The organism is Pauljensenia sp. 20925_1_27, assembly GCF_041432835.1.
Classification (GTDB): domain Bacteria; phylum Actinomycetota; class Actinomycetes; order Actinomycetales; family Actinomycetaceae; genus Pauljensenia.
This window is the reverse complement of the sequence record NZ_JAPWAH010000019.1, coordinates 20,606-40,735: the sequence shown is the minus strand read 5'-3', so window position 1 is coordinate 40,735 and position 20,130 is coordinate 20,606. Positions and strand designations below refer to the sequence as shown.

Below are 20,130 nucleotides of genomic sequence, written 5' to 3'. Positions count from 1 at the left end.
CAACCAACACGTTTTGTCCTATAAACCGAAACTGAAGGCGGTGGTCACCCAAAACATCGACGGCCTCCACCAGGCCGCGGGCTCCAAGCGCGTGCTTGAGCTCCACGGGAACTGGACGAGGCTGGAGTGCACGGGGTGCGGCGCGCGCTCCACCATCGACGACTTCGACGAGGCCCGGGCCGGGCGCGTGCCCCACTGCCCGTCGTGCTCCGCCGTGGTGCGCCCGGACATCGTGTTCTACGGCGAGGCTCTGGACCCGGCGACGCTGGAGGGGGCCGTCCTGGCCATAGCGGGGGCGGACATGCTGATCGTGGGCGGCACGTCGTTGGCGGTCTACCCGGCGGCCGGGCTCATCGACTACTACCAGGGCGGGCGCCTCGTCCTCATGAACGCGACGCCCACCCCCTACGACGGGCGCGCCGACCTGATCATCCGCGAGCCCATCGGCCGCGTCTTCGCGCAGATCCAGGGGCACGTGTGAGCAGGCACCACAGTGCGGCCAGAGTAAGTGGCGGCGTGAGGCAGTTTCGCACCCGGTGCCCACAGCGCTGACTCACGCAACAGCACCCGCTCGCCCCACTGCGCCGCCAGCGCCCATCGATAGGCCCTGGGCGGCGGGACATCACATGGATCAGCCCGCCGCCCTTGGGATTCTGGGACGCCCCGAGCCGCGGCCTACTGCTACCCCTCCTTCCCGTCGTCCATCTTGCCGTCGTCCATCTTGCCGTCGTCCATCTTGCCGTCGTCCATCTTGCTGTCGTCCATCTTGCTGTCGTCCATCTTGCTGTCGTCCATCTTGCTGTCGTCCATCTTGCCGTCGTCCATCTTCCCGTCGTCCATCTTGCCGTCGTCCATCTTGCCGTCGTCCATCCCCCCCTTCATGCCATCGCCCGACATCGAGTTCTCCATCTTCGTGTCCTGCGTCATCGACGGCGACGACGGGTTCTCCATCTTCTCGTTGGTGGAGTTCCCACAGGCCGCCAAACCAGCGGCGAAGACGACGGACAGGGCGGCTGCCAGAGCCGCGCGGCGAATACTCATTGCGTGATTCCTTCTGTTGAGGGGCGCTCCGTTAGCGCCTTCACCCTCCTATTCGGCGCGAACAGCGCCACGGATCACCCAGCCATCAGTGACATACAACACATGACATCCGCTGATCCACGACTGCGACTGCGACGAATCAGGAGTAGCACCACACGAAAGGAGCATCATGACAACCCTGGTCCTCATCGGATTCCTCGGTGGCCTCATCACGGGCATCTCCCCGTGCATCCTCCCCGTCCTCCCCGTCATCTTCATGGCGGGTGGCGCCGCTTCGGCGCGCCCCTCCCTTTCCTTCGCTGTTGCTCCGGGCACCGGCATCTCCCTCGGGGGGACTTCCGGCGCACAGGAAGATCACCGCGCGACACGGCCAGTGCCCCGCGCCCCCTCGAAATGGCGGCCCTACCAGGTCGTCGCGGGACTGGTCCTCAGCTTCACAGCATTCACGCTGCTTGGCTCGACACTGCTCACGGCGCTCCACCTGCCCCAGAACTTCATCCGGTGGGCCGGGGTGGTCCTGCTGGTCCTCATCGGTGTGGGCATGATCGTCCCACGGTTCATGCACGTCCTGGAGAAGCCCTTCGCCGTGTTCTCCAAGGCCGGTAGGCGCACGGGGACCAACGGCTTCGGCCTGGGCATCGTCCTCGGCGCCGCCTACGTGCCCTGCGCGGGACCCGTACTGGCGGCGGTGATCGTCGCCGGCTCCACCGGCCGCATCGGGGCCGACACCGTGGCCCTGGCGCTCTCCTTCGCCGCGGGCACAGCGATCCCCCTCCTGGCCTTCGCCCTAGCGGGGCGCCGCCTCACCGAGCGCGTCTCCGCGTTCAGCCGCCACCAGCGGCGCGTGCGCATCGCCGCGGGCGCCACCGTCCTGGCGTTGGCCGCCGGGATCGTCACCGACTTGCCCGCCGTTCTCCAAAGGGCGCTGCCCGACTACACGTCAGCGCTGCAGCGTAGCGCCGATCCGGGTCTGAGCAGGGGAGAAGGCCAGCGCTCAGCCTGCGTCGACGGCGCGACGACCCTGGCGGACTGCGGCGCGCTCCCCTCCTTGAAACCCACCGCGTGGCTCAACACGGACGGCGGGGCGGCCCCCCAGGGCAGTGGAGCGACCCTGGTCGACTTCTGGGCGTACTCGTGCATCAACTGCCAGCGCTCCATTCCCGGGATCGAAAGGCTTTACGAGGCGTACCACCCCTACGGGCTCCAAGTCATCGGCGTCCACTCCCCCGAGTACGCCTTCGAGAAGGAGACCGCGAACGTCCAATCCGGGGGCGACAAGCTGGGCATCACCTACCCGATCGCCGTCGACTCCGACCTGGAGACCTGGACGGATTTCGATAACCACTACTGGCCCGCCCAGTACCTGGCGGACGCGCACGGGCAACTGCGCTACACGCACTTCGGAGAGGGCGGCGAGGCGACCCTGGAGTCACTGATCCGCCGGCTCCTGGCCGACCAGGGCAACGCGCTGCCCGACCCGCTCTTCACCGACGACGGCGTCGAAGGAGTGGCCATTCACCGCACGCCCGAGACCTACTTGGGCCACGAACGTGCAGCAAGCTTCGCGGGGACGGAGGCCTACTCCGCCGGGACGCGCGACTACGCGGCCCCGGCCTCGTTAGGTGCGGACCGCTTCGCCCTGCAGGGACGGTGGACCATCGGCGCCCAGTCGATCAGCCCCGCCGACGACGAGGCGGAACTGCGCCTCATGTGGCGCGGACGCCGCGTGGACCTGGTGGTCTCGGGCGAGGGCGACCTCACCTGGGAGATGGACGGCCAGTCCCACACCCAGCATGTGAGCGGCACCCCGAACTCGATGACGCTGGTGAGCGGGGACACCGATTCCTCAGGGCTGCTCACCGTCACGGCCAGCAAGGGTTTGGCGCTCTACTCCTTCACCTTCGGGTGACGGCTTGGCCGCGGAGGAACAGGTGGCCTTCGCGGCGCCGCCCCGGCGGAGACCCCGCCCGGCGCCGGGCGTCCCCCGGCACCGGGCGCCACGGCGTTCTATCATGAGCACCGTGAATGACACCGCCGCACGCGACCTGGGCCGCGAAGACCTGCAGTTGGTCGCCGAAGGGGACAAACGGGCGTTCGCGAGGCTCTACGATGCCTGGGCGCCCACGCTCTTCGCGCTCATCAGCTGCGTCCTCAAGGACCGCGCCCAAGCAGAAGAGGTCCTGCAGGACACGTTCCTCCACGTGTGGAGGCGCGCCCCCTCCTACGACCCCGGCCGCGGCAGCGTCCGCGCCTGGCTCACCACCATCGCCCGCAGGCGGGCCATCGACCGGGTGCGCTCGGCCCAGGCGGCGCGCGACCGCGAACTCGCCTCGCCCCCGGACGTGGACTGGGACCAGACGGCGGAGGAGGCGGAGTCCCGCATCGCGGGCGGAGACGTCCGCCGCGCGCTCGGCTCCCTGGGGGAGCCGCACAAGACCGTCATCCTCCTGTCGTACTTCGGGGGACTGAGCCATTCGAGGATCGCCGACGCGACGGGACTGCCGCTCGGCACCGTGAAAAGCACGATCCGCCAGGCCCTCGCCCGCCTGCGCACCATCTTGGAGGAACGATGAGCGACCACATCTTCGACGACGACGAGACCGCTGCCCGCCTCGGCGCCTCCCTCGCCCCCGTCGAGCCGTCGGCGCGCGTGCGCGACGCCCTCCTGGCCGCGATCGAGGAGGTCGAGCAGGAGCGGCGGACGGGGGCCCCTGAGGAGGCCGCAGCGGAGGACGGCCCCGGCGCCGGCCCGCGCCTCGTCCGCATGGCGGCGCCCACTGCGGCGGGGGCAGGATCAGAGGCGGGCTCCGGCTCCGGGGTGGCGGCCGAGACCGGGGCGGACTCCGGATCCGGAAGCCGCGGAGGTGCCCACGGGAAGGCCCCCGCGCGCGACCGCAGGGCCATCCCCATGTTCGCGCGCGTCCTCGCCGCGGCGGCCGCGGCGGTCGCGCTCTTCGCAACGGGGATCGGCGTGGGCCGGTGGACCACGATGACCTCAATGGAGTCCACCAGTCACTACGCCGCCCTCAACCAGGCGCAAGACGTACGGCGCTCCACCGACACCATGCCCGACGGGCACGTTGTCACCCTCACCTGGTCGCCGGAAATGGGGATGACCGCGATCACCACGCCCTCGGCGCTGCGGGCACCCGAGGGACAGGTGATGCAGGTGTGGGCGCGCCACGGAAACACCGTCGAATCCTTGGGCGTTTACGAGCGGCGGGGCGGGGACTACTCCTTCGTGGACATCATGCCCCAGCCGGGCAGTGAGATCTTCTTGACCTTCGAGCCCCGGGGCGGGTCCGCCCAGCCGACGGGCGAGCCCCTGGTGGTCCTGCGCGTCGGGGCCCCGGACCCGGCCCCCACCCCGGGAGGGGCGCCCACACCGGACAGCGGACCGGCCCCGGGAGGGGCACCCTCCCCCTCAACCGCGCCCACCTGGGACGGGACGATCATCTGACGGGCAATCGGGCGCAGTGTAGACGGCGCCGCGCAGCCCCGTTTTACGCACACAAGGATCGGAATTACGCAACATGCGACCGCGTACAAGGGCGGAATCAAGCCGTTGTATGCGCAGTGTGTTTCGGAAATCAGTCCCCTTACGTGCGTGCCCGACTAGGCCGTGTTGTCTGATTCCGGTCCTTTTGTGTGCGTGGTTGTGGGGAGGGGCTGCGTGTGCGGCTCGTTGTCGATGCTTTGGGCGGCTTCGTACGCTGTGCTGCGGGATTCGCTCGCGGTTGCGCGGCTTCGTGCGCCGCTTCACCACTTAGCCCGCCGTTGCACCACTTAGCGCACCGCTACACCACTTAGGGCTCCACTGCGCCACTTAGGCCCAAATGGGCCCTGGTTCTCCCGGCGTGTCGGGGGCCTAAGTGGTGCGGGCAATGCCCAAGTGGCGCAGACGCGGGCGCGCACCCGGACCCAGGCGCCCTTGGGCCAGGCGCAGCCGTGCCGCCGCACCACAGCCGCGCCCTCCAGTGCCCAGCGGACGACACTGGGGCAGGAAACCAAGCATTGGGGCAGGTTAGCCCTCATTGGGGCAGGTTACTAACCTGCCCGAATGACCTGTTTCCTACCCCAATGCGGAACAACGCTTGCAAAACAGCCCGCCGGGTCGGGTCACCTCGCCGACCGGCCACCTGGTCGGGTCGTCGGGAGCCGAGGCCGCGGCATGGCGGGCGCGAGGCCTGGCGCGGGCACCCCCGCCGGAAGTGGGCCTTGCCGGGGGCACAATACCCGAAAGATCCCACCGCACCCGCACACGCGATACGCCCTAGGGGCGCACGTAGTCGACCAGCGCAGGTGTGGAGCGCTCGATAACGGCCAGGGTGTCCACGAAGTCCCCGTAGTCCCCGTACCAGGGGTCGGGCAGGTCCTTGTCCCGGCCGGGCCCCTCGGGCAGGTGCGCGCACTGGGGGTCGAAGTCGCGGAACATGCGGATCTCCGGCGCCCTCCCGCCGGGGCGGGCGCGGTCGCGCAGCCGCGACAGCGCCGCGTAGTGCGACGACGTCATCGCCAGGACCAGGTCTCAGTCGGCCAGCTCGTCGGCGCGCACCTGCCTGGCGCGGTGGTCGGGGACGCCGTGCCCGTGGGCGCGCAGCACTCGGGCGGCACGGGGGTCGATGGGGTTGCCGTGCTCCTCGTCGGACACGCCCGCGGAGTCCACGCGGACGGCGCCGGAGAGCCCACCGGCCGCCACGGCCTCGTCGAGCACCTGGTGGGCCATCGTCGACCGGCAGATGTTGCCGGTGCACACCATGAGGACGCGCATCGAACCCCCCTCACAGCAGGGCCAGGTAGGCGCGGACGGCCTCGGCGCTGTGGGCGGCCGCGCGTTCGCCGTCCATGTGGAAGGCCTGGTCGGCGCCCGGGCCGCACAGGTCGGACACGGCGCGCAGCGAGATCCAATCGACGCCGCAGCTCCACGCGACCTGGGCGATCGCGCACGTCTCCATGTCCGCGCCCATGGCGTCGGGGAAGCGCTGGCGCATCGGCTCGGCCACCTGCTCGGTGCAGAAGGAGTCCGACGAGACGATCCGCCCGACCCGCACCGGGTGGTTGACGAGGCCTGCCAGGGCGTCGCACCTGGCGGCGGCGCGCTCGGAGGAGGAGTAGTCGACGGGCATCCGGGGGATCTGCCCCAGCGCGTAGCCGAAGGCCGTGGCGTCGGCCTGCCCGTAGACGGCGCTCACGCCGACTGCGATGTCGCCGACGTTGATGTCGCGCGCGAGGCCGCCCGTGGTCCCCGCGGCGATCACGATCGGGGCGTCGACGAGCACCAGGGCCCGGGCGGTGGCCGCCGCGGCGTTCGCCTCGCCGATCCCGGAGGTGACGACCAGGACCGTGCGCCCGTCGATGAGGCCGAGGGCGAAGCGCTGCGCGTGGCGCCCGGGGGCTCCCGCGTGGACCGCGCGGGGCGTCTCCTCGTCGCCCATGGGTTCGAGGAGGTGGAGCAGCGGCGCGGCCTCCATGTCCATGGCGCACTGGATGACGGCGTCGGCACGGACGCGCCCGGGGAAACTCAGGTTCTCGCTCATGGGCACAGTCTACGGGGCGGGGCGCGCCGAGGCCCCCCTGGACCCGCTCCCGTCAAGGGGGCCCGCCCCGGGGGCGTCCCACCGCGCCGACCGGACGATCGCGTCGCACTGGGCGACGACCTCGGGGCTATGGCGCAGTTGGTAGCGCGTCTCGTTCGCAATGAGAAGGTCGGGGGTTCGAATCCCCCTAGCTCCACCACAGGCCGACATCCGATCCGGATGTCGGTTTTTTGCATGCACGGGTGTGTTGTTGCTGCTGGCTCCGCTGGTGTTCCGGGCGCCGGAGGGCCTGCTGTGGGGCCGGGCTGCTCAGTGTGCCCGTGGGCGGCGGCCCGCCCGCTCGCCGTCCGCGCTGCGAGCCTTCGGCTCGGCGCGTCGTCTCGAAGCCCGGCCAGGCCCCGCCGCCGCCCACGGGCACCGCAGCCTGGCCCCGCCGGCACGCACCGGCACCGCGTCCAGGCTATGCCATCGCCCACGGGCACCGCAGCCAGACCCTCCGGCCCCTGCGGCGCTCTTCATCGTGGTGGTGCCTGGTATATTCAGCAATTTCGCACGTAATTCCCTCGCAACTTGTTCAAACCTTGAATTCGCCTCGTTGGGATTGCAACGTTTTCGGGTGGTCTCGAAAAGTGACCGTGGGCAATTATGTGCGAAATTTGTTTGGCTGTGGTCTTGCTGCCGCCCACCGGCACCGCGGCGAGGTGCTCCGGCCCCTTCGGCGCGCTTCACACCTTTGGGGCCAGGAGTGTTGTTGTGTTGGCTCGCTTGATCTCTGCCTTGCGTTCGGTACACAGTTTGCCCTGCTCGGCCTCATGGTGGTGAGAACGGTGCATAACTCTCCCTGCTTGGCTTCTTGGTGGTGAGAACGGTACAAAACTCTCCCTGCATGCAGAAAAAGCGCCAAATTGAGCCATTTCGGGTGAGCAGGGAGAGTTTTATACCGGATATGCGGTGAGGGTGGGTGTGCGGGGAGAGTTTTGTACCGAAAGTGGGGCCGCCCTTGGGTCCTGTTGCCGGGCTTTTGCCGCTCACAGGCACTGCGGCCGGGTCCTCCGTGCCCCTGGCGTTCTCCATGCCGGTGGTGATGGGGGTTTTGCACTACACGAAGCCTTCTTACGGCGTGTCGCCGGCGTGTCGGACCCCCGTGTAGTGCAATTCCCCCGATGGGTGACGGCGAGGCCGCGAGTTGAGGGGGTGTGGCCGCCAAAGTGCAGACCCATTGGGCAAAAAGAGACCAAAACCGACGGTTGTGGCTGAATGGGTCTGCATTTTGGCGGAATCGATCGCTGTCGTGGTGTGTTGGTTGCACGTGAACCGCTGAAGATACGCGTTAACCCCTTGATACGCACGTAAGCCCTTTGATGCGTATGTCAACCCTTAGATATGCGCGTGGGCGGCGTTGCCCACGTGCGAGGTGTCGGGCCCACGTGCAGATCGTAGCGCCCACGTGCGCATGAGAGGGTTAACGTGCGCATCAAGGGCCCAAAGGCCCAGGCCACCACCCATCGGGCCCGCGTTCGCGTGAGACGGCTCTACGAGGCGAAACGGCTCCGGTAGCTGTCCCACAGGTCGCGCAGCTTCTTGCCGTCGGATTCGCGCACGAAGACGTCGAGGGCTGCGGCGCTGCTGGTTCCTGTCAGGGCGGTGACTGCGGCCGACGGGGAGGACACTTCCTGGCCGTCGGGCAGGATGATCGTGCCCTCGGGGGAAATGGCCACGACGTAGACGTTGCCGAGGTTGCGGCGCCGCCATATGAAGGTGTCACCGGGGGAGATGATGCCGGTCGCGACGACGTCGGCCAGGCGCACCTGGCGGCCGCGGGCAGCCGAGCGCTTGTCGACGGCGGCCTCAAGGTCGGCGCTGGACAGGAGAGATAGGTCCACGCCATCGGAATCTCGCCGAATATCCCAGTAGTCCAAGATCAGTTGAGTCAGGTGCCTCTGGCGTTCCTCAAGGTCGGTAGCGTGAATCTCGCCCCCGGTTGAAGGCAGGGATCCGACCGCGAACTCGCCGAGCGTCATCACGCGGTGGGTGGCGCGCACCACCGTATCCCAGTCGGGTGCCTGGTTGACGGTACGTGACTTAATCGTGGACAAGATGAAGCTCCCCAGGCGCTTGTTCCACGCGCGCAGGTCGATGTCCTCGCCAACGCCGCGAATGTGGCTGGCTGGAAGCCCGCACACAACGCCCATGGAGCGCGGCAGACGCGTCGGGAAAGAACCGTGTTCGTGGACCATCGCGTGGTACAGCAGGACCTTGCGGATGGAGGACTGAGGCAGGGGCCGCGAGATCGTCTCAGCGGCCCGGTGGCGGACGCTATCCGGCACGGAACAAGCAGCGTTGAGAGACTCGCCGTCCTCGAAGGCAGCGATGAACTGTGTGATGATTGCGGCGCGAGCCGACGGGGTGAGACGCGCGGCGACAGCAGTGCCGTAGACACGCTCGAGGAGGAGCAACAGCGACGTGGTTTCCTCGTCGCCGTGCCCCGCGCGCAACACGCTCATCGCCGCTGGCTTCCAATCCGAGGAGTCATACAGGCGCAAAAGCTCGAGCGGCGTGGCCGCGGGGTGGCCCACCAGAGGCTCCAGCGTCGCCAACGTGTACGCGCGAGCGGAAGGAACCAAGACCTCGTCAATAAACTCCTCGCCGCTCCTGGCGGCGAGGAACGGCGTGAGGACCTGCTCGTCGAACGCGTCGATGAGGGCCCTCCTGGCGGGCGCGCGCAGCGTGAGCGTGAGCAGATGCCCAAAAAATGCGTCCGGGCTTTCCGTACCCAGCGTGTCGATGGATTGCTCCCACAGGGCGGCGTAACGAGCCCGGGCGTCGGGCTCCACGCGGGACAAGACGCGCGCCTTGAAAATATCGGCGGCCGACAGGGGAACGCCACGCGTGTTGAGGACGGAAAAGATGCGGTGCGCCGCCTGGTAGGAATCGGTCGACACCTCAATGAGGGACACGTGCAGGGTCAGGTAACGGATAAAGTCGCTGATCTCGCTGGGCGCGAGCGTGTCGGGATTGCCCAGCACGTCGAGCATGGCGCGCGCGTTGGCGACGATGCGCTGCACGGACGGGCGCGTCAGGCTCTCGCCGTCGACGTCAAGCAGTGAGTCGATGTTGTCGCCGATAATGAACGTGTCAAAAAACTCGCGGTCGCACTCACGAACGCTCAGGCGTGGCCGCTCATCCAAGCCCTTAATGCGCGACTGGGGAATGAGCAGGAGATCGCCGAGCTCGCCGCGCAGAGCGGGATCCTCTTCCAGGTGACGCAGTAGAGACACGAGGATACACAGGGTGGTGAGGCGTTGCTGCCCGTCGATGATGTCGACGTCGTCGCCGCTGGGGTGCTGCACGAGGACGATTGACCCGAGGAAGTAGTCACCGTCGTCCGTGCGCCACGCGCCCAGCAGATCATTCACGAGGGTTTCCGCCTGCTGCTCTTCCCACACGTAGGGGCGCTGGAAGTCAGGAATCTGGTACTGGCGGTCGCCGTGTAGCAGCTCTTGAATGGACTTCTGTGTCGTCGTGAGGGTCATGGAGGCCTACATCCTCGTTGTGGTGGACTGTCTTCTACTGGCAGTATATCGATGTTTGCTCAGTATGTGTCCACAGTCACGAGGCCGGGGGTCATCCGCTGTTTCGCGTGGCTGTGTGGAATGGGAGCGCGACTAGCATGGGGGTGTGGCCGCGAGTTGTCACGGTTGATTGGGTGATCGAGAGGAAGGGTGCCGGTGGACACCATCAGGAAAGCGGATAGTCGCCGCGGGCGGATCGCCTACGAGGTTTCGGGCCTCGCGTGGCTCGCCGAGGCCTCGGGCCCCGGCGTCCCTGTCGTGCCTGTGCTCGATCATGGCGCGACGTGGCTCGAGGAGCCCCGCCTGGTCTCTGTCGCGCCAACCCTGCGAGCCGCCGAAGACTTTGGCCGCGCCCTTGCCCACACGCACGCCGCCGGGGCCAGCCACCTGGGTGCGCCGCCGCCCGGCTTCGAGGGGGACGGCTGGATGGGGGAGGCGCGCCTGTCGCTTCTTCACGAGGCGATGGGTGCCGCCAACGCCAACGCGCATCGTGTGGGGCGCTGCCAGTCTAGTGACGCAACCGATCCCGGCCCGCACGCGAGTCGAGATGCGACGCCGGACCCGGCCCCGGCCTCGTCGTCGGAAGAATCCTGGGGTGCCTTCTACGCGCGCGAGCGCATCGCCCCCTACGCCGGCGACCGCACCTTCACGGCCGCAGAATGCGCGCTCATCGACAAGCTGTGCGAGCGCCTCGAATCGGGCGCGCTCGACCACGGCCAGCCGCGCCTCGTCGAAGACAATAAAACACGCCACAACAACATCGGCGCCGCCCGTACCCACGGCGACCTGTGGAGCGGCAACGTCATGTGGACCCCGGGCGGCGCCGTCCTCATCGACCCCGCCGCGCAGGGCGGCCACGCCGAGGAGGACCTCGCCGCGCTCGCGGTCTTCGGCTGCCCGCACTACGAGCGGATCCTCGCCGCCTACAACGAGGCCTCGCCCCTGGGGGACGGCTGGCGCGAGCGCATCGCCCTGCACCAGATGCACATCATCATGATCCACTGCGCGGTCTTCGGCCGCTCCTACGCGCCCGAGGCCATCGCCATCGCCCGCAGGTACGCATAGACCGCGCCTCCCTCCGCGCGCCCGAGCACAGAGACCGCAGACAAAGACCACGCCTCCCACCGCGGACCCGCACGCGCATGCGTGGGGACGAGGAGGGAGGCGCGGCAACGTTCGAAGGCAGAGATTCTCAGGCGCGAGCGTCGTAGTGCTGCAGACCCGAATCCTCTCGCGAGCCGCCCTGGCCGTCGCCCACGTAGTGGTAGTCGTGGATCCACTCCAGGCGGCGCACCCACTTGACCATCTTGTAGCCGTGCTGGGAATCGGCGCGCAGGCGCAGCGGGCCGCCGTAGACCTCGGGCAGAGGCTCGTCGTTCATGCCCCAGGCGAGGATGCACTCGTCGTCGTCGATCATCGACGGGTCGATGCACTCGTAGTAGGGCTCGGTCGGACGCCCATCGTAGGTGTGTCCGACGTGCCCGAAGGAGGTCGCCATCAGGTAGTGCGCACCCTCCGTGGGCGTCACCTGCTCGAGGAGGTCCTTGAGGCGGATGCCCTCCCACTTCGCGATGCCCGTCCACCCCTGCATGCAGGTGTGCATCGTAATGTTCGTGACCTTGCCCAGGGCCTTCAGCTCATCGATGGAGAAAGACTTCTCCTCCTCGACCAGGCCGCCGATCTCGAGACGGAAGTCCTTGAAGTCGTCCTCGCGCAGGGCGATGTACTCCTCGGACTGCTCCTTTGTCGGCGGGCGCGTGTTGACCCAGTGGAACGGGGAAATGTCGTCCTCGGTGAAGGTCTTCTTCGCGACCTGACGCGAATGCAGGCGGTCGATCGTGAGCGCACGGATGGGCTGCGTGGCACCCCACACCCAGCGCTGTGCGCGACGCATGTTTAACAGGGACCAGTAGGAGGCACCGATCCACAGGGCGATGGCGACGACGATGCCGATGATCAGCATGGTGACAGCCTGAGCGAAGCGCGCCGCCGAGATGTCGTTGTAGTTTTCGCCGAGCATCATGTGCGCGATGTTGTACTTCGGGTGGACGATGAACACCAGTGCGACGTGCATGACCACGAAGAAGCAGTAGAACGCCATGCCCAGGAAGTGGATGGAGCGAGCCGTCTGGCGGTTGTGGAAAAGCTTGACGTACCTGGGGAAGCGTCCCGCGAACGTGGGGGACATGATGGGGCCGGTCGCGATCATGAGGGGTGCAACGATGAAGACGACCGTGAAGTACATGAGCTTCTGGAGGGCGTCATAGGGCTGGAAGTGCTCGATAGAGGGAATCTGCAGGCCCATGTAGATCTTGGCGCTTTCCCAGGCCTCGGGGAAGATAGACCACGAGGTGGGGACGATGCGACGCCACTGGCCCGTCCCGAAGAGGAGGGCGACGTACACGAAGCCGTTGATGAGCCAGATGGACGTGACGAGCGCGTGCCACGCGCGGCCCAGGCCGATCTGTCCGCGTCCGGGCAGGGAGATCAGCGGGTGGAGGTTGCGCTGGTCGTCGCGCGCCGTAAACTCGCCGGGAACGGTCGACACCTTGTCCTTCGTGAACTTGAGCCACTCGGATCCTGGCGTGCAGTGATTGTTCCAGTACAGACGTGGGTGTGATGCGAGGACCTCCCAGCCGGAGCGGATGAGGAAACCCATCATGATGAAGTTGATGAAGTGGGTGATCCTCAGCCAAGCGGGGAAAGTGTCGACGTTGACGGCACCGGCTGCGCTAGCCATTGCTGCGAGCGCGTGCATGGCGGTTCCTCCTGTGAGGCGTGAATGATAGAACGCTTCGTAGATTAGAGGGAAAATGCGCGCAAAATTAGGTGTCAAATGGTCTTGTTGTGTAATGTGTTACAAAGTGCTAGCTTGTCAAGCGTTATTTGAGAGGGCAAAAGCCATTCTTTTGGAAAAGGGAATGTTTATTAAATCCGGGGTCGGATTACGGCAGAACGAGGCCGGGGCCAGGTCGTGCGATGCAACCCAGCCCCGGCCTCGTCCCCGGAGAGGTGAATGACCTACAGACGCGGGATGTTGCGCATGTTCGAGGTGGCCATGGAGAAGGCCTCGGCGATGCCGCGGTTGAGGACGATCTTGCTCATCGCGGTCGCGAAACCGACGACCTGGCCGCCCGTGATGGCCGGCGGGAGCGAGAGTGCGTTCGGATCCGTGATGACCTCGATGAGAGCGGGGCCGGGCGCTGCGAATGCCTCGCGGTACGCGTCCTCCAGGCGAGACGCGTCCTCGACGCGCTCCGCGTGGAACCCAATTGCACGGGCGATCTCCGCGTAATTCGTGTCGGGGACATCCGTCTGGAAGTCCGGGATGCCGTTGACCAGCATCTCCAGCTTCACCATGCCCAGCGTCGAATTGTTGAAGACGACCACCTTGACCGGCAGGTCGTACATCTTCGCGGTGATGAGCTCGCCCAGCAGCATCGAGATGCCGCCGTCGCCCGACACAGACACGACTTGGCGATCCGGGTAGGCGACCTGAGCGCCCAGTGCCATCGGCAGGGCGTTCGCCATCGAGCCGTGCAGCAGCGAACCGATGAGGCGGCGCGTGCCGAGCGGATCGATGTAGCGGGCGGTCCACACGTTGCACATGCCCGTATCCGCGGTGAAAATCGCATCCTTCGCGGCCGTCTCGTTGAGGAGGTGGGCGGCGTACTCGGGGTGGATCGGTCGCATCTTCTCCACGTTGCGCGTGTAGGCACCCACGGGAGCGTGCATGATCTCCGAGTGCTTCTTGATCTTCGACTTCAGGAAGGAATCGGAACGGTTCGCGTGCAGGTGGGGGAGGAGTGCCTCGATGAAGGGCTTGACCTGCGCGTGGATCGCGAGGCCGACGTCCGTGCGGCGGCCCAGCTTCTCAGCGTGCGTGTCCACCTGAATGGTCGGGGTGTCCGGCAGGAACTGGTCGTAGGGGAAGTCGGTGCCCAGCAGGATCAGCACGTCGGCGTCGCTCATGCCCTCGGCGGCCGCGCCGTAGCCCAGCAGGCCCGTCATGCCCACGTCGAAGGGGTTGTCGTACTGGATGAAGTGCTTGCCGCGCAGCGAGTGCCCGATCGGGGCCTTCAGTGCGTCCGCCAGGGCGATGACCTCGTCGTGGGCGCCCTCGACGCCCGCGCCGGCGAAGATTGCGACCTTATCCGCCTTGTTCAGAAGGGCTGCGGCCTCTTCAACGTCAGCGGCGTTGGGAGTCAGCGTCGCGGGACGTGCGGGCGCGTAGGTGGGGATGTGCTCGACGGCCTTGAGGTCCGAGACGTCGCCGGGCAGGGTGATGACCGAGACGCCGCCCAGGCCGACCGCGTGGCGGATCGCCGAGTTCACGGTGCGCGGCGACTGCGCCGCGGAGGAGATGAGCTCGTTGTAGACCGAGCACTCCTCGAAAATGCGGTCCGGGTGGGTCTCCTGGAAGTACATCGTGCCGATCTGCACGCTCGGGATGTGCGAGGCGATGGCCAGGACGGGTGCACCCGTGCGGTTCGCGTCGTACAGGCCGTTGATGAGGTGCAGGTTGCCCGGGCCGCAGGAACCTGCACACACGGCGAGCTTGCCGGTGAGCTGAGCTTCGGCCGATGCTGCGAACGCCGCCGCCTCCTCGTGGCGCACGTGGATCCAGTCGATGCCGCCCTTCTTCGAGCCACCGGTCTTGCGCACGGCGTCAACGATGGGGTTGAGGGAATCACCGACGATTCCGTAGATGTGGTGGACGCCCGCGTCGACGAGCTGAGCCACGATCTGTTCCGCGACGTTCATGCCATCTCCTTAAAATTGCTGGCTGTGACCTGGTGAAACCACCATAGGCATGACTAAGGTCCTATGTCGCTTCAGCGTGATTGACGGATCAAGATGAGGTGTCGGTGGAAGAGGCCCGCGTTCCTCCGATAGGATGGCACCGCCCCAATAGCTCAGTCGGTCAGAGCAGCGGACTCATAATCCGTGGGTCGTCGGTTCAAGCCCGACTTGGGGCACCACCACCTCGTCACCTCATCAGGCAACCGTGTCGGACGAGTTCTGTACAAGGCTGCATAGGGCCCATGGTCGCCCTGCGCGCGATGAAGGGGGCGTTAGTCCGTCGGTGAGTATGTCTGACGTTACGAACCTGGCAGCGCGCCGACATTCACGGCTGTCACGAACATCCACACGCAGACGAACGCCACTACCGAGGACGCCACGAAAGCTGCGATCGCTGCACCAATATGGAAGCCGACGGACGGATTCATGCGTCTGACGCACACGACGTAGAGGGCATGGATCAAGCAATTCCACCACAGAGTCCCCAGAAACAGGAACGGCATGATGTAAGACTTGGGGTCGCCATGGTCGACTGCCTGTCCATAGAGCCGCACAACGGCGACAGTAACGACCCCAAGAAACGCCAGACTCGGCAGCGCCCACAAGCGCCACCACCTCCAACGCCACCCGTTGTCCTCCGGCATGGCTATGGTGCGATGGGTGCGCCATGGGTTCACTGGGTCGTTCGCGCCCGGGTAAACGATCGGTTCGAGGTAGCTCAGATCCTCGTGTGTAGGTGCTGCTGATGCGACGGGTGTTGGCTCAGCTGCGTGTGCGCGGCCCCGTTCCTCCTCGAGAGCCATGATCACAGCCCACTCCTCGTCAATTGACAAGGCGCGAGGTGCCGCTGGGTCACCGCCAACCCGTGAGGGAGTGGGCGGGCTTGGTTCGCGGTGAGATTCGTCGTCGATGCTCATACCTCAATAGTGCCCCGTTGCGTATACATCTGCGTCCATCTCGCTCAGGCGTGCGAATCGGTCACGCTGTCATAGCCAGTCACTGTGGAGCCTCACAATGTTCCATTCCGCATGCCTGTGCGACTGACGCATCCTCAACGGGGTTGGCAACGTCATCTGCTGGACTTTCGTACTGTCCGAGTTTCGGGTTTCCGGGCTCGTATTACTGTGGCGTAAGAGCACTCGATACGGGTGTCATCACCCAGATGGGCTGCGGCGGTGCCGTGAGGTTCCAGCGATGCTCGAGATCGGGTGACGTGTGGCGTCGGCGCGGATAGGTTGTTCCTTCCTGGATAGGTTATGAGCATCCGGATAGGTTAATAAGCTATCCGGATGTGCGTTACCTATCCGGAAGTGCCCGCACTCGGGACCTGAGGGGCGAGCGCGAAACGCTGTGGTGCATATTCATATGGCAATGACTCATGAGTCATGGGCATGAATTCCTGTATGATTCGGCAGAACCAACTCGTATCGGCACCACCCACACCAGGGTCCCCAGCACCGCCCCCGACGAACCAGCTGGCCACGGCCTCGTTCCCGTGAAACCCTGCACATATCACATCCTGCCTTGACTCGCGATGCGACTCACGGTAGCCTGAGTATTTGCGCCTTATCATGCCCGAGGTGACCCGTATCCAGCCGTCGTAACAGGCGCTTGACGGACCAGGACGCGTCAGATAATGGGTGATAAGGCAGCGTGCGCACCGTTCATGCAGGGAAGGATCCCCTTTGGCTGCCAACAGCACCGCCAAACAGCCCAAGCACCGCATCTCATTCGCTAAGCTTCGTGAACCTCTCCAGGCCCCCAATCTGCTGGGCCTGCAGGTCGAAAGCTTCGATTGGCTGCTGGGTAACGACGCGTGGAAGGCCCGCGTCGAAGCCGCTCAGGCATCCGGCCGTAACGATGTCCCCGACGTCTCCGGCCTCGAAGAAATCTTCCACGAGATTTCCCCCATTGAGGACGTTGCAGGCACCATGAGCCTGTCGTTCCACGACCACCGCCTCGAATCCCCCAAGTACTCCATGGAGGAAGCCAAGGCGAAGGACTACACGTACTCCGCACCCATGTACGTGACCGCCGAGTTCATGAACTACGAGACCGGGGAAATTAAGTCCCAGACCGTGTTCATGGGCGACTTCCCGCTCATGACCCCCCGCGGTACCTTCATCATCAACGGCACCGAGCGTGTCGTTGTCTCCCAGCTTGTGCGCTCCCCCGGCGTGTACTTCGAGAAGCTCTCGGACCGTTCGTCGGACAAGGAAACCTTCGGCGCGAAGGTCATCCCCTCGCGTGGCGCATGGCTCGAGTTCGAGATCGACAAGCGCGACACCGTTGGCGTGCGCATCGACCGCAAGCGTAAGCAGTCGGTGACCCACTTCCTCAAGGCCATCGGCATGACCGAATCTGAGATTCGCGACACCTTCGCCGACTACCCGGTCCTCCTCGAAACCCTCGAGAAGGACACCGTCGCGACGCAGGAAGAGGCCCTGCTCGACATCTACCGCAAGCTGCGCCCCGGCGAGCCCGCGAACGTCGACGCCGCCCAGACGCTGCTCAACAACTTCTACTTCGACTCTCGTCGCTACGACCTGGCCAAGGTCGGCCGCTACAAGATCAACAAGAAGCTGGCCATCGAAGCCGACCCCAAGGCCTCGACCCTGTCCCTCGAGGACATCGTCGCGACCGTCAAGTACCTCCTCGCCCTGCACCAGGGCGACAAGACCTTCGCGGGCACCCGAGGCGGCGAGCCCGTCGAGGTCCGCGTTGAGGTCGACGACATCGACAACTTCGCCAACCGCCGCATCCGCGCCGTCGGCGAGCTCATCCAGGGCCAGGTCCGCACCGGCCTCGCCCGCATGGAGCGCACCGTGCGCGAGCGCATGACCACCCAGGAGACGGACTCGATCACGCCCCAGACGCTGATCAACATCCGCCCCGTCGTGGCCGCGATCAAGGAGTTCTTCGGAACCTCCCAGCTCTCGCAGTTCATGGACCAGAACAACCCGCTGGCCGGCCTGACCCACAAGCGCCGTCTGTCGGCCCTGGGCCCCGGCGGTCTGTCCCGTGACCGCGCGGGCATGGAAGTCCGAGACGTCCACCCCTCGCACTACGGTCGTATGTGCCCGATCGAGTCCCCTGAAGGCCCGAACATCGGCCTCATCGGCTCGCTCGCGACCTTCGCGCGCATCAACCCCTTCGGCTTCATTGAGACGCCCTACCGCGTCGTCAAGGACTGCAAGGTCACCGACGAAATCCGCTACCTCACCGCGGACGACGAGAAGGGCCACTTCATCGCCCAGGCCTCGTCGCCCCTGACGGCAGACGGCACCTTCGCCGAGCACGACGTCCTGTGCCGTGTCGCCGGCGAAGACCCGACCCTGATCGCCCGCGATCGCGTCGACTACATGGATGTGTCCGCACGTCAGATGGTGTCCGTCGCCGCGGCGTTCATTCCCTTCCTCGAGCACGACGACGCGAACCGAGCCCTCATGGGCGCGAACATGCAGCGTCAGGCCGTGCCGCTGCTCACCACGGAAGCCCCGCTGGTCGGCACCGGCATGGAGCTGCGCGCCGCGCACGACTCCGGCGAAATGATCCTCGCCGCCCACTCCGGCGTCGTCTCCGAGGTCTCCGCGGACCTGATCGTCGTCTCCACGGATGAGGGCGGCCGCGACTCCTACCGCCTCGAAAAGTTCGAGCGCTCCAACCCCGGTAACTGCACCAACCAGCGCGTTATCGTGGACGAGGGCGACCGCGTCGAGGCCGGCGACGTCCTGGCCGACGGCCCCGCCACCTCCAACGGTGAGGTCGCGCTCGGCAAGAACCTGCTCGTCGCCTACATGTCGTGGGAAGGCCTCAACTACGAGGACGCCATCATCCTGAGCCGTCGCGTCGTGGAAGAGGACATCCTCACCTCGATCCACATCGAGGAGTACGAGGTCGACGCCCGCGAGACCAAGCTCGGTGAGGAAGAAATCACCCGCGATATCCCCAACGTCTCCGAGGAATCCCTCGCTGACCTGGACGAGCGCGGCATCATCCGCATCGGTGCCGAGGTCACCGCAGGCGACATCCTCGTCGGCAAGGTCACCCCGAAGGGAGAGACCGAGCTGACCTCCGAAGAGCGCCTGCTGCGCGCCATCTTCGGTGAGAAGGCCCGCGAGGTGCGCGACACCTCCTTGCGTGTCCCCCACGGCGAAGAGGGCATCGTCATCGGCGTCCGCGAATTCAACGACGACGAAGACGACCTCAACCCCGGCGTCCGCCAGACCGTGCGCGTCTACGTCGCCCAGCGACGCAAGATCACGATCGGCGACAAGATGGCCGGCCGCCACGGCAACAAGGGCGTCGTGTCCAAGATCCTCCCGGTCGAGGACATGCCCTTCCTCGCCGACGGCACACCCGTCGACATTATCCTCAACCCGCTGGGCGTCCCCGGTCGAATGAACGTCGGCCAGGTGCTCGAGTACCACCTCGGTTGGCTCGCCCACCAGGGCTGGGATGCCTCGGCCGCTGTCGAGGCCGGCGAAGAGTGGGCAGCGCACCTGCCCGCCGACGGCATCAAGACCGAGCCCGGCACGCCCGTCGCCACCCCCGTGTTCGACGGCCTCGAGGCCGACGAGCTCGCGGGCCTGCTGCGCAACGTGAACCCGAACCGCGACGGCGACGTCCTCACCAACTACGAGGGCAAGGCGCGCCTGTTCGACGGCCGCTCCGGCGAGCCGTTCCCGTACCCGATCTCGGTGGGCTACACCTACATGCTCAAGCTCCACCACCTGGTCGACGACAAGATCCACGCCCGCTCCACGGGCCCGTACTCGATGATCACGCAGCAGCCGCTGGGCGGTAAGGCCCAGTTCGGCGGCCAGCGCTTCGGCGAGATGGAGGTGTGGGCGCTGGAAGCTTACGGCGCCGCCTACGCCCTCCAGGAGCTGCTGACCATCAAGTCCGACGACACCACCGGCCGCGTCAAGGTGTACGAGGCCATCGTCAAGGGCGAGGACATCCCCGAGCCCGGCATCCCCGAGTCCTTCCGAGTCCTCATCCAGGAAATGCGCTCGCTGTGCCTGAACGTCGAAGCCCTCGACGCGGCCGGCAACGTCATTGACCTGCGTGAGCAGGACGAAGACTTCAATGCGCGTGAGGACCTGGGCATCACTCTTGATGCTCGTCCGAACGCTGCGGCGACCATCGATGCGATCTGATAGGGAGAGATAACT

General features: G+C 66.3%; 12 protein-coding genes, 2 tRNA genes and 1 pseudogene. 8 read left to right on the top strand and 7 right to left on the bottom strand.

Features of this window, described 5'->3' with window-relative positions:
• Positions 1-481, top strand: a 481-nt coding sequence (locus O3684_RS08845; protein WP_500066402.1) for an SIR2 family NAD-dependent protein deacylase, incomplete at its 5' end; no start/stop codon positions are given.
• Between the two features lie 200 nt (positions 482-681).
• Here O3684_RS08845 and O3684_RS08840 read toward each other — a convergent pair.
• A complete protein-coding gene (locus O3684_RS08840) occupies positions 682-1,041 on the bottom strand; it encodes a hypothetical protein (protein ID WP_500066400.1) in 360 nt (119 codons plus the stop codon).
• Positions 1,042-1,210: 169 nt separating this feature from the next.
• On the opposite strand from O3684_RS08840, the gene O3684_RS08835 reads away from it, so the two are divergent.
• From O3684_RS08835 to O3684_RS08825, 3 genes are all read left to right on the top strand, one after another.
• A complete protein-coding gene (locus O3684_RS08835; protein ID WP_500066398.1) occupies positions 1,211-2,950 on the top strand; it encodes a cytochrome c biogenesis protein CcdA in 1,740 nt (579 codons plus the stop codon).
• Positions 2,951-3,053: 103 nt separating this feature from the next.
• Positions 3,054-3,614, top strand: a complete 561-nt coding sequence (locus O3684_RS08830; protein ID WP_048727166.1) for a sigma-70 family RNA polymerase sigma factor — start codon at positions 3,054-3,056, stop codon at positions 3,612-3,614.
• Complete coding sequence (locus O3684_RS08825) at positions 3,611-4,501, top strand: anti-sigma factor (RefSeq protein ID WP_500066395.1); 891 nt, start codon at positions 3,611-3,613, stop codon at positions 4,499-4,501. The genes O3684_RS08830 and O3684_RS08825 overlap by 4 nt, the downstream gene beginning before the upstream one ends.
• Positions 4,502-5,314: 813 nt before the next feature.
• Here the strand turns inward: O3684_RS08825 and O3684_RS08820 are convergent.
• Both O3684_RS08820 and mtnN read right to left on the bottom strand, forming a co-directional pair.
• A pseudogene (locus tag O3684_RS08820) lies at positions 5,315-5,812 on the bottom strand (low molecular weight protein-tyrosine-phosphatase).
• A gap of 10 nt (positions 5,813-5,822) precedes the next feature.
• Positions 5,823-6,578: a 5'-methylthioadenosine/S-adenosylhomocysteine nucleosidase gene (mtnN, locus tag O3684_RS08815; RefSeq protein ID WP_500066393.1), complete on the bottom strand. Its 756-nt coding sequence runs from the start codon at positions 6,576-6,578 to the stop codon at positions 5,823-5,825.
• A 123-nt stretch (positions 6,579-6,701) separates the two neighbouring features.
• Here mtnN and O3684_RS08810 point away from each other — a divergent pair.
• Positions 6,702-6,777 (top strand) — tRNA-Ala (locus O3684_RS08810).
• A 1,333-nt stretch (positions 6,778-8,110) separates the two neighbouring features.
• On the opposite strand, the gene O3684_RS08805 is transcribed toward O3684_RS08810, so the two are convergent.
• Positions 8,111-10,111, bottom strand: a complete 2,001-nt coding sequence (locus tag O3684_RS08805; RefSeq protein WP_500066392.1) for a GmrSD restriction endonuclease domain-containing protein — start codon at positions 10,109-10,111, stop codon at positions 8,111-8,113.
• Positions 10,112-10,306: 195 nt separating this feature from the next.
• On the opposite strand from O3684_RS08805, the gene O3684_RS08800 reads away from it, so the two are divergent.
• Positions 10,307-11,215, top strand: coding sequence for a fructosamine kinase family protein (locus O3684_RS08800; protein ID WP_500066390.1), 909 nt, complete (start codon positions 10,307-10,309; stop codon positions 11,213-11,215).
• Between the two features lie 127 nt (positions 11,216-11,342).
• Here O3684_RS08800 and O3684_RS08795 read toward each other — a convergent pair whose 3' ends face one another.
• Positions 11,343-12,908 carry a molybdopterin-dependent oxidoreductase gene (locus O3684_RS08795; protein ID WP_500066388.1) on the bottom strand — a complete coding sequence of 522 codons (1,566 nt, stop codon included), beginning with the start codon at positions 12,906-12,908 and terminating at the stop codon, positions 11,343-11,345.
• A 263-nt stretch (positions 12,909-13,171) separates the two neighbouring features.
• Positions 13,172-14,914, bottom strand: coding sequence for a pyruvate dehydrogenase (locus tag O3684_RS08790; RefSeq protein WP_500066387.1), 1,743 nt, complete (start codon positions 14,912-14,914; stop codon positions 13,172-13,174).
• A gap of 141 nt (positions 14,915-15,055) precedes the next feature.
• On the opposite strand from O3684_RS08790, the gene O3684_RS08785 reads away from it, so the two are divergent.
• Positions 15,056-15,132 (top strand) — tRNA-Ile (locus tag O3684_RS08785).
• A gap of 120 nt (positions 15,133-15,252) precedes the next feature.
• Here the strand turns inward: O3684_RS08785 and O3684_RS08780 are convergent.
• Positions 15,253-15,870: a hypothetical protein gene (locus O3684_RS08780; RefSeq protein WP_500066385.1), complete on the bottom strand. Its 618-nt coding sequence runs from the start codon at positions 15,868-15,870 to the stop codon at positions 15,253-15,255.
• A gap of 768 nt (positions 15,871-16,638) precedes the next feature.
• Between O3684_RS08780 and rpoB the strand changes: the two genes are divergently transcribed.
• Complete coding sequence (gene rpoB, locus O3684_RS08775; RefSeq protein ID WP_500062906.1) at positions 16,639-20,115, top strand: DNA-directed RNA polymerase subunit beta; 3,477 nt, start codon at positions 16,639-16,641, stop codon at positions 20,113-20,115.
• Positions 20,116-20,130 lie beyond the last annotated feature (15 nt).

Excerpts from the sequence above, each read along its gene's own strand:
- O3684_RS08835 (WP_500066398.1), top strand. The coding sequence starts at position 1,211 with ATGACAACCCTGGTCCTCATCGGATTCCTCGGTGGCCTCATCACGGGC.
- mtnN (WP_500066393.1), bottom strand. The coding sequence starts at position 6,578 with ATGAGCGAGAACCTGAGTTTCCCCGGGCGCGTCCGTGCCGACGCCGTC.
- O3684_RS08805 (WP_500066392.1), bottom strand. The coding sequence starts at position 10,111 with ATGACCCTCACGACGACACAGAAGTCCATTCAAGAGCTGCTACACGGC.
- O3684_RS08840 (WP_500066400.1), bottom strand. The coding sequence starts at position 1,041 with ATGAGTATTCGCCGCGCGGCTCTGGCAGCCGCCCTGTCCGTCGTCTTC.
- O3684_RS08830 (WP_048727166.1), top strand. The coding sequence starts at position 3,054 with ATGAGCACCGTGAATGACACCGCCGCACGCGACCTGGGCCGCGAAGAC.
- O3684_RS08825 (WP_500066395.1), top strand. The coding sequence starts at position 3,611 with ATGAGCGACCACATCTTCGACGACGACGAGACCGCTGCCCGCCTCGGC.
- O3684_RS08780 (WP_500066385.1), bottom strand. The coding sequence starts at position 15,870 with ATGAGCATCGACGACGAATCTCACCGCGAACCAAGCCCGCCCACTCCC.
- O3684_RS08790 (WP_500066387.1), bottom strand. The coding sequence starts at position 14,914 with ATGAACGTCGCGGAACAGATCGTGGCTCAGCTCGTCGACGCGGGCGTC.
- O3684_RS08795 (WP_500066388.1), bottom strand. The coding sequence starts at position 12,908 with ATGCACGCGCTCGCAGCAATGGCTAGCGCAGCCGGTGCCGTCAACGTC.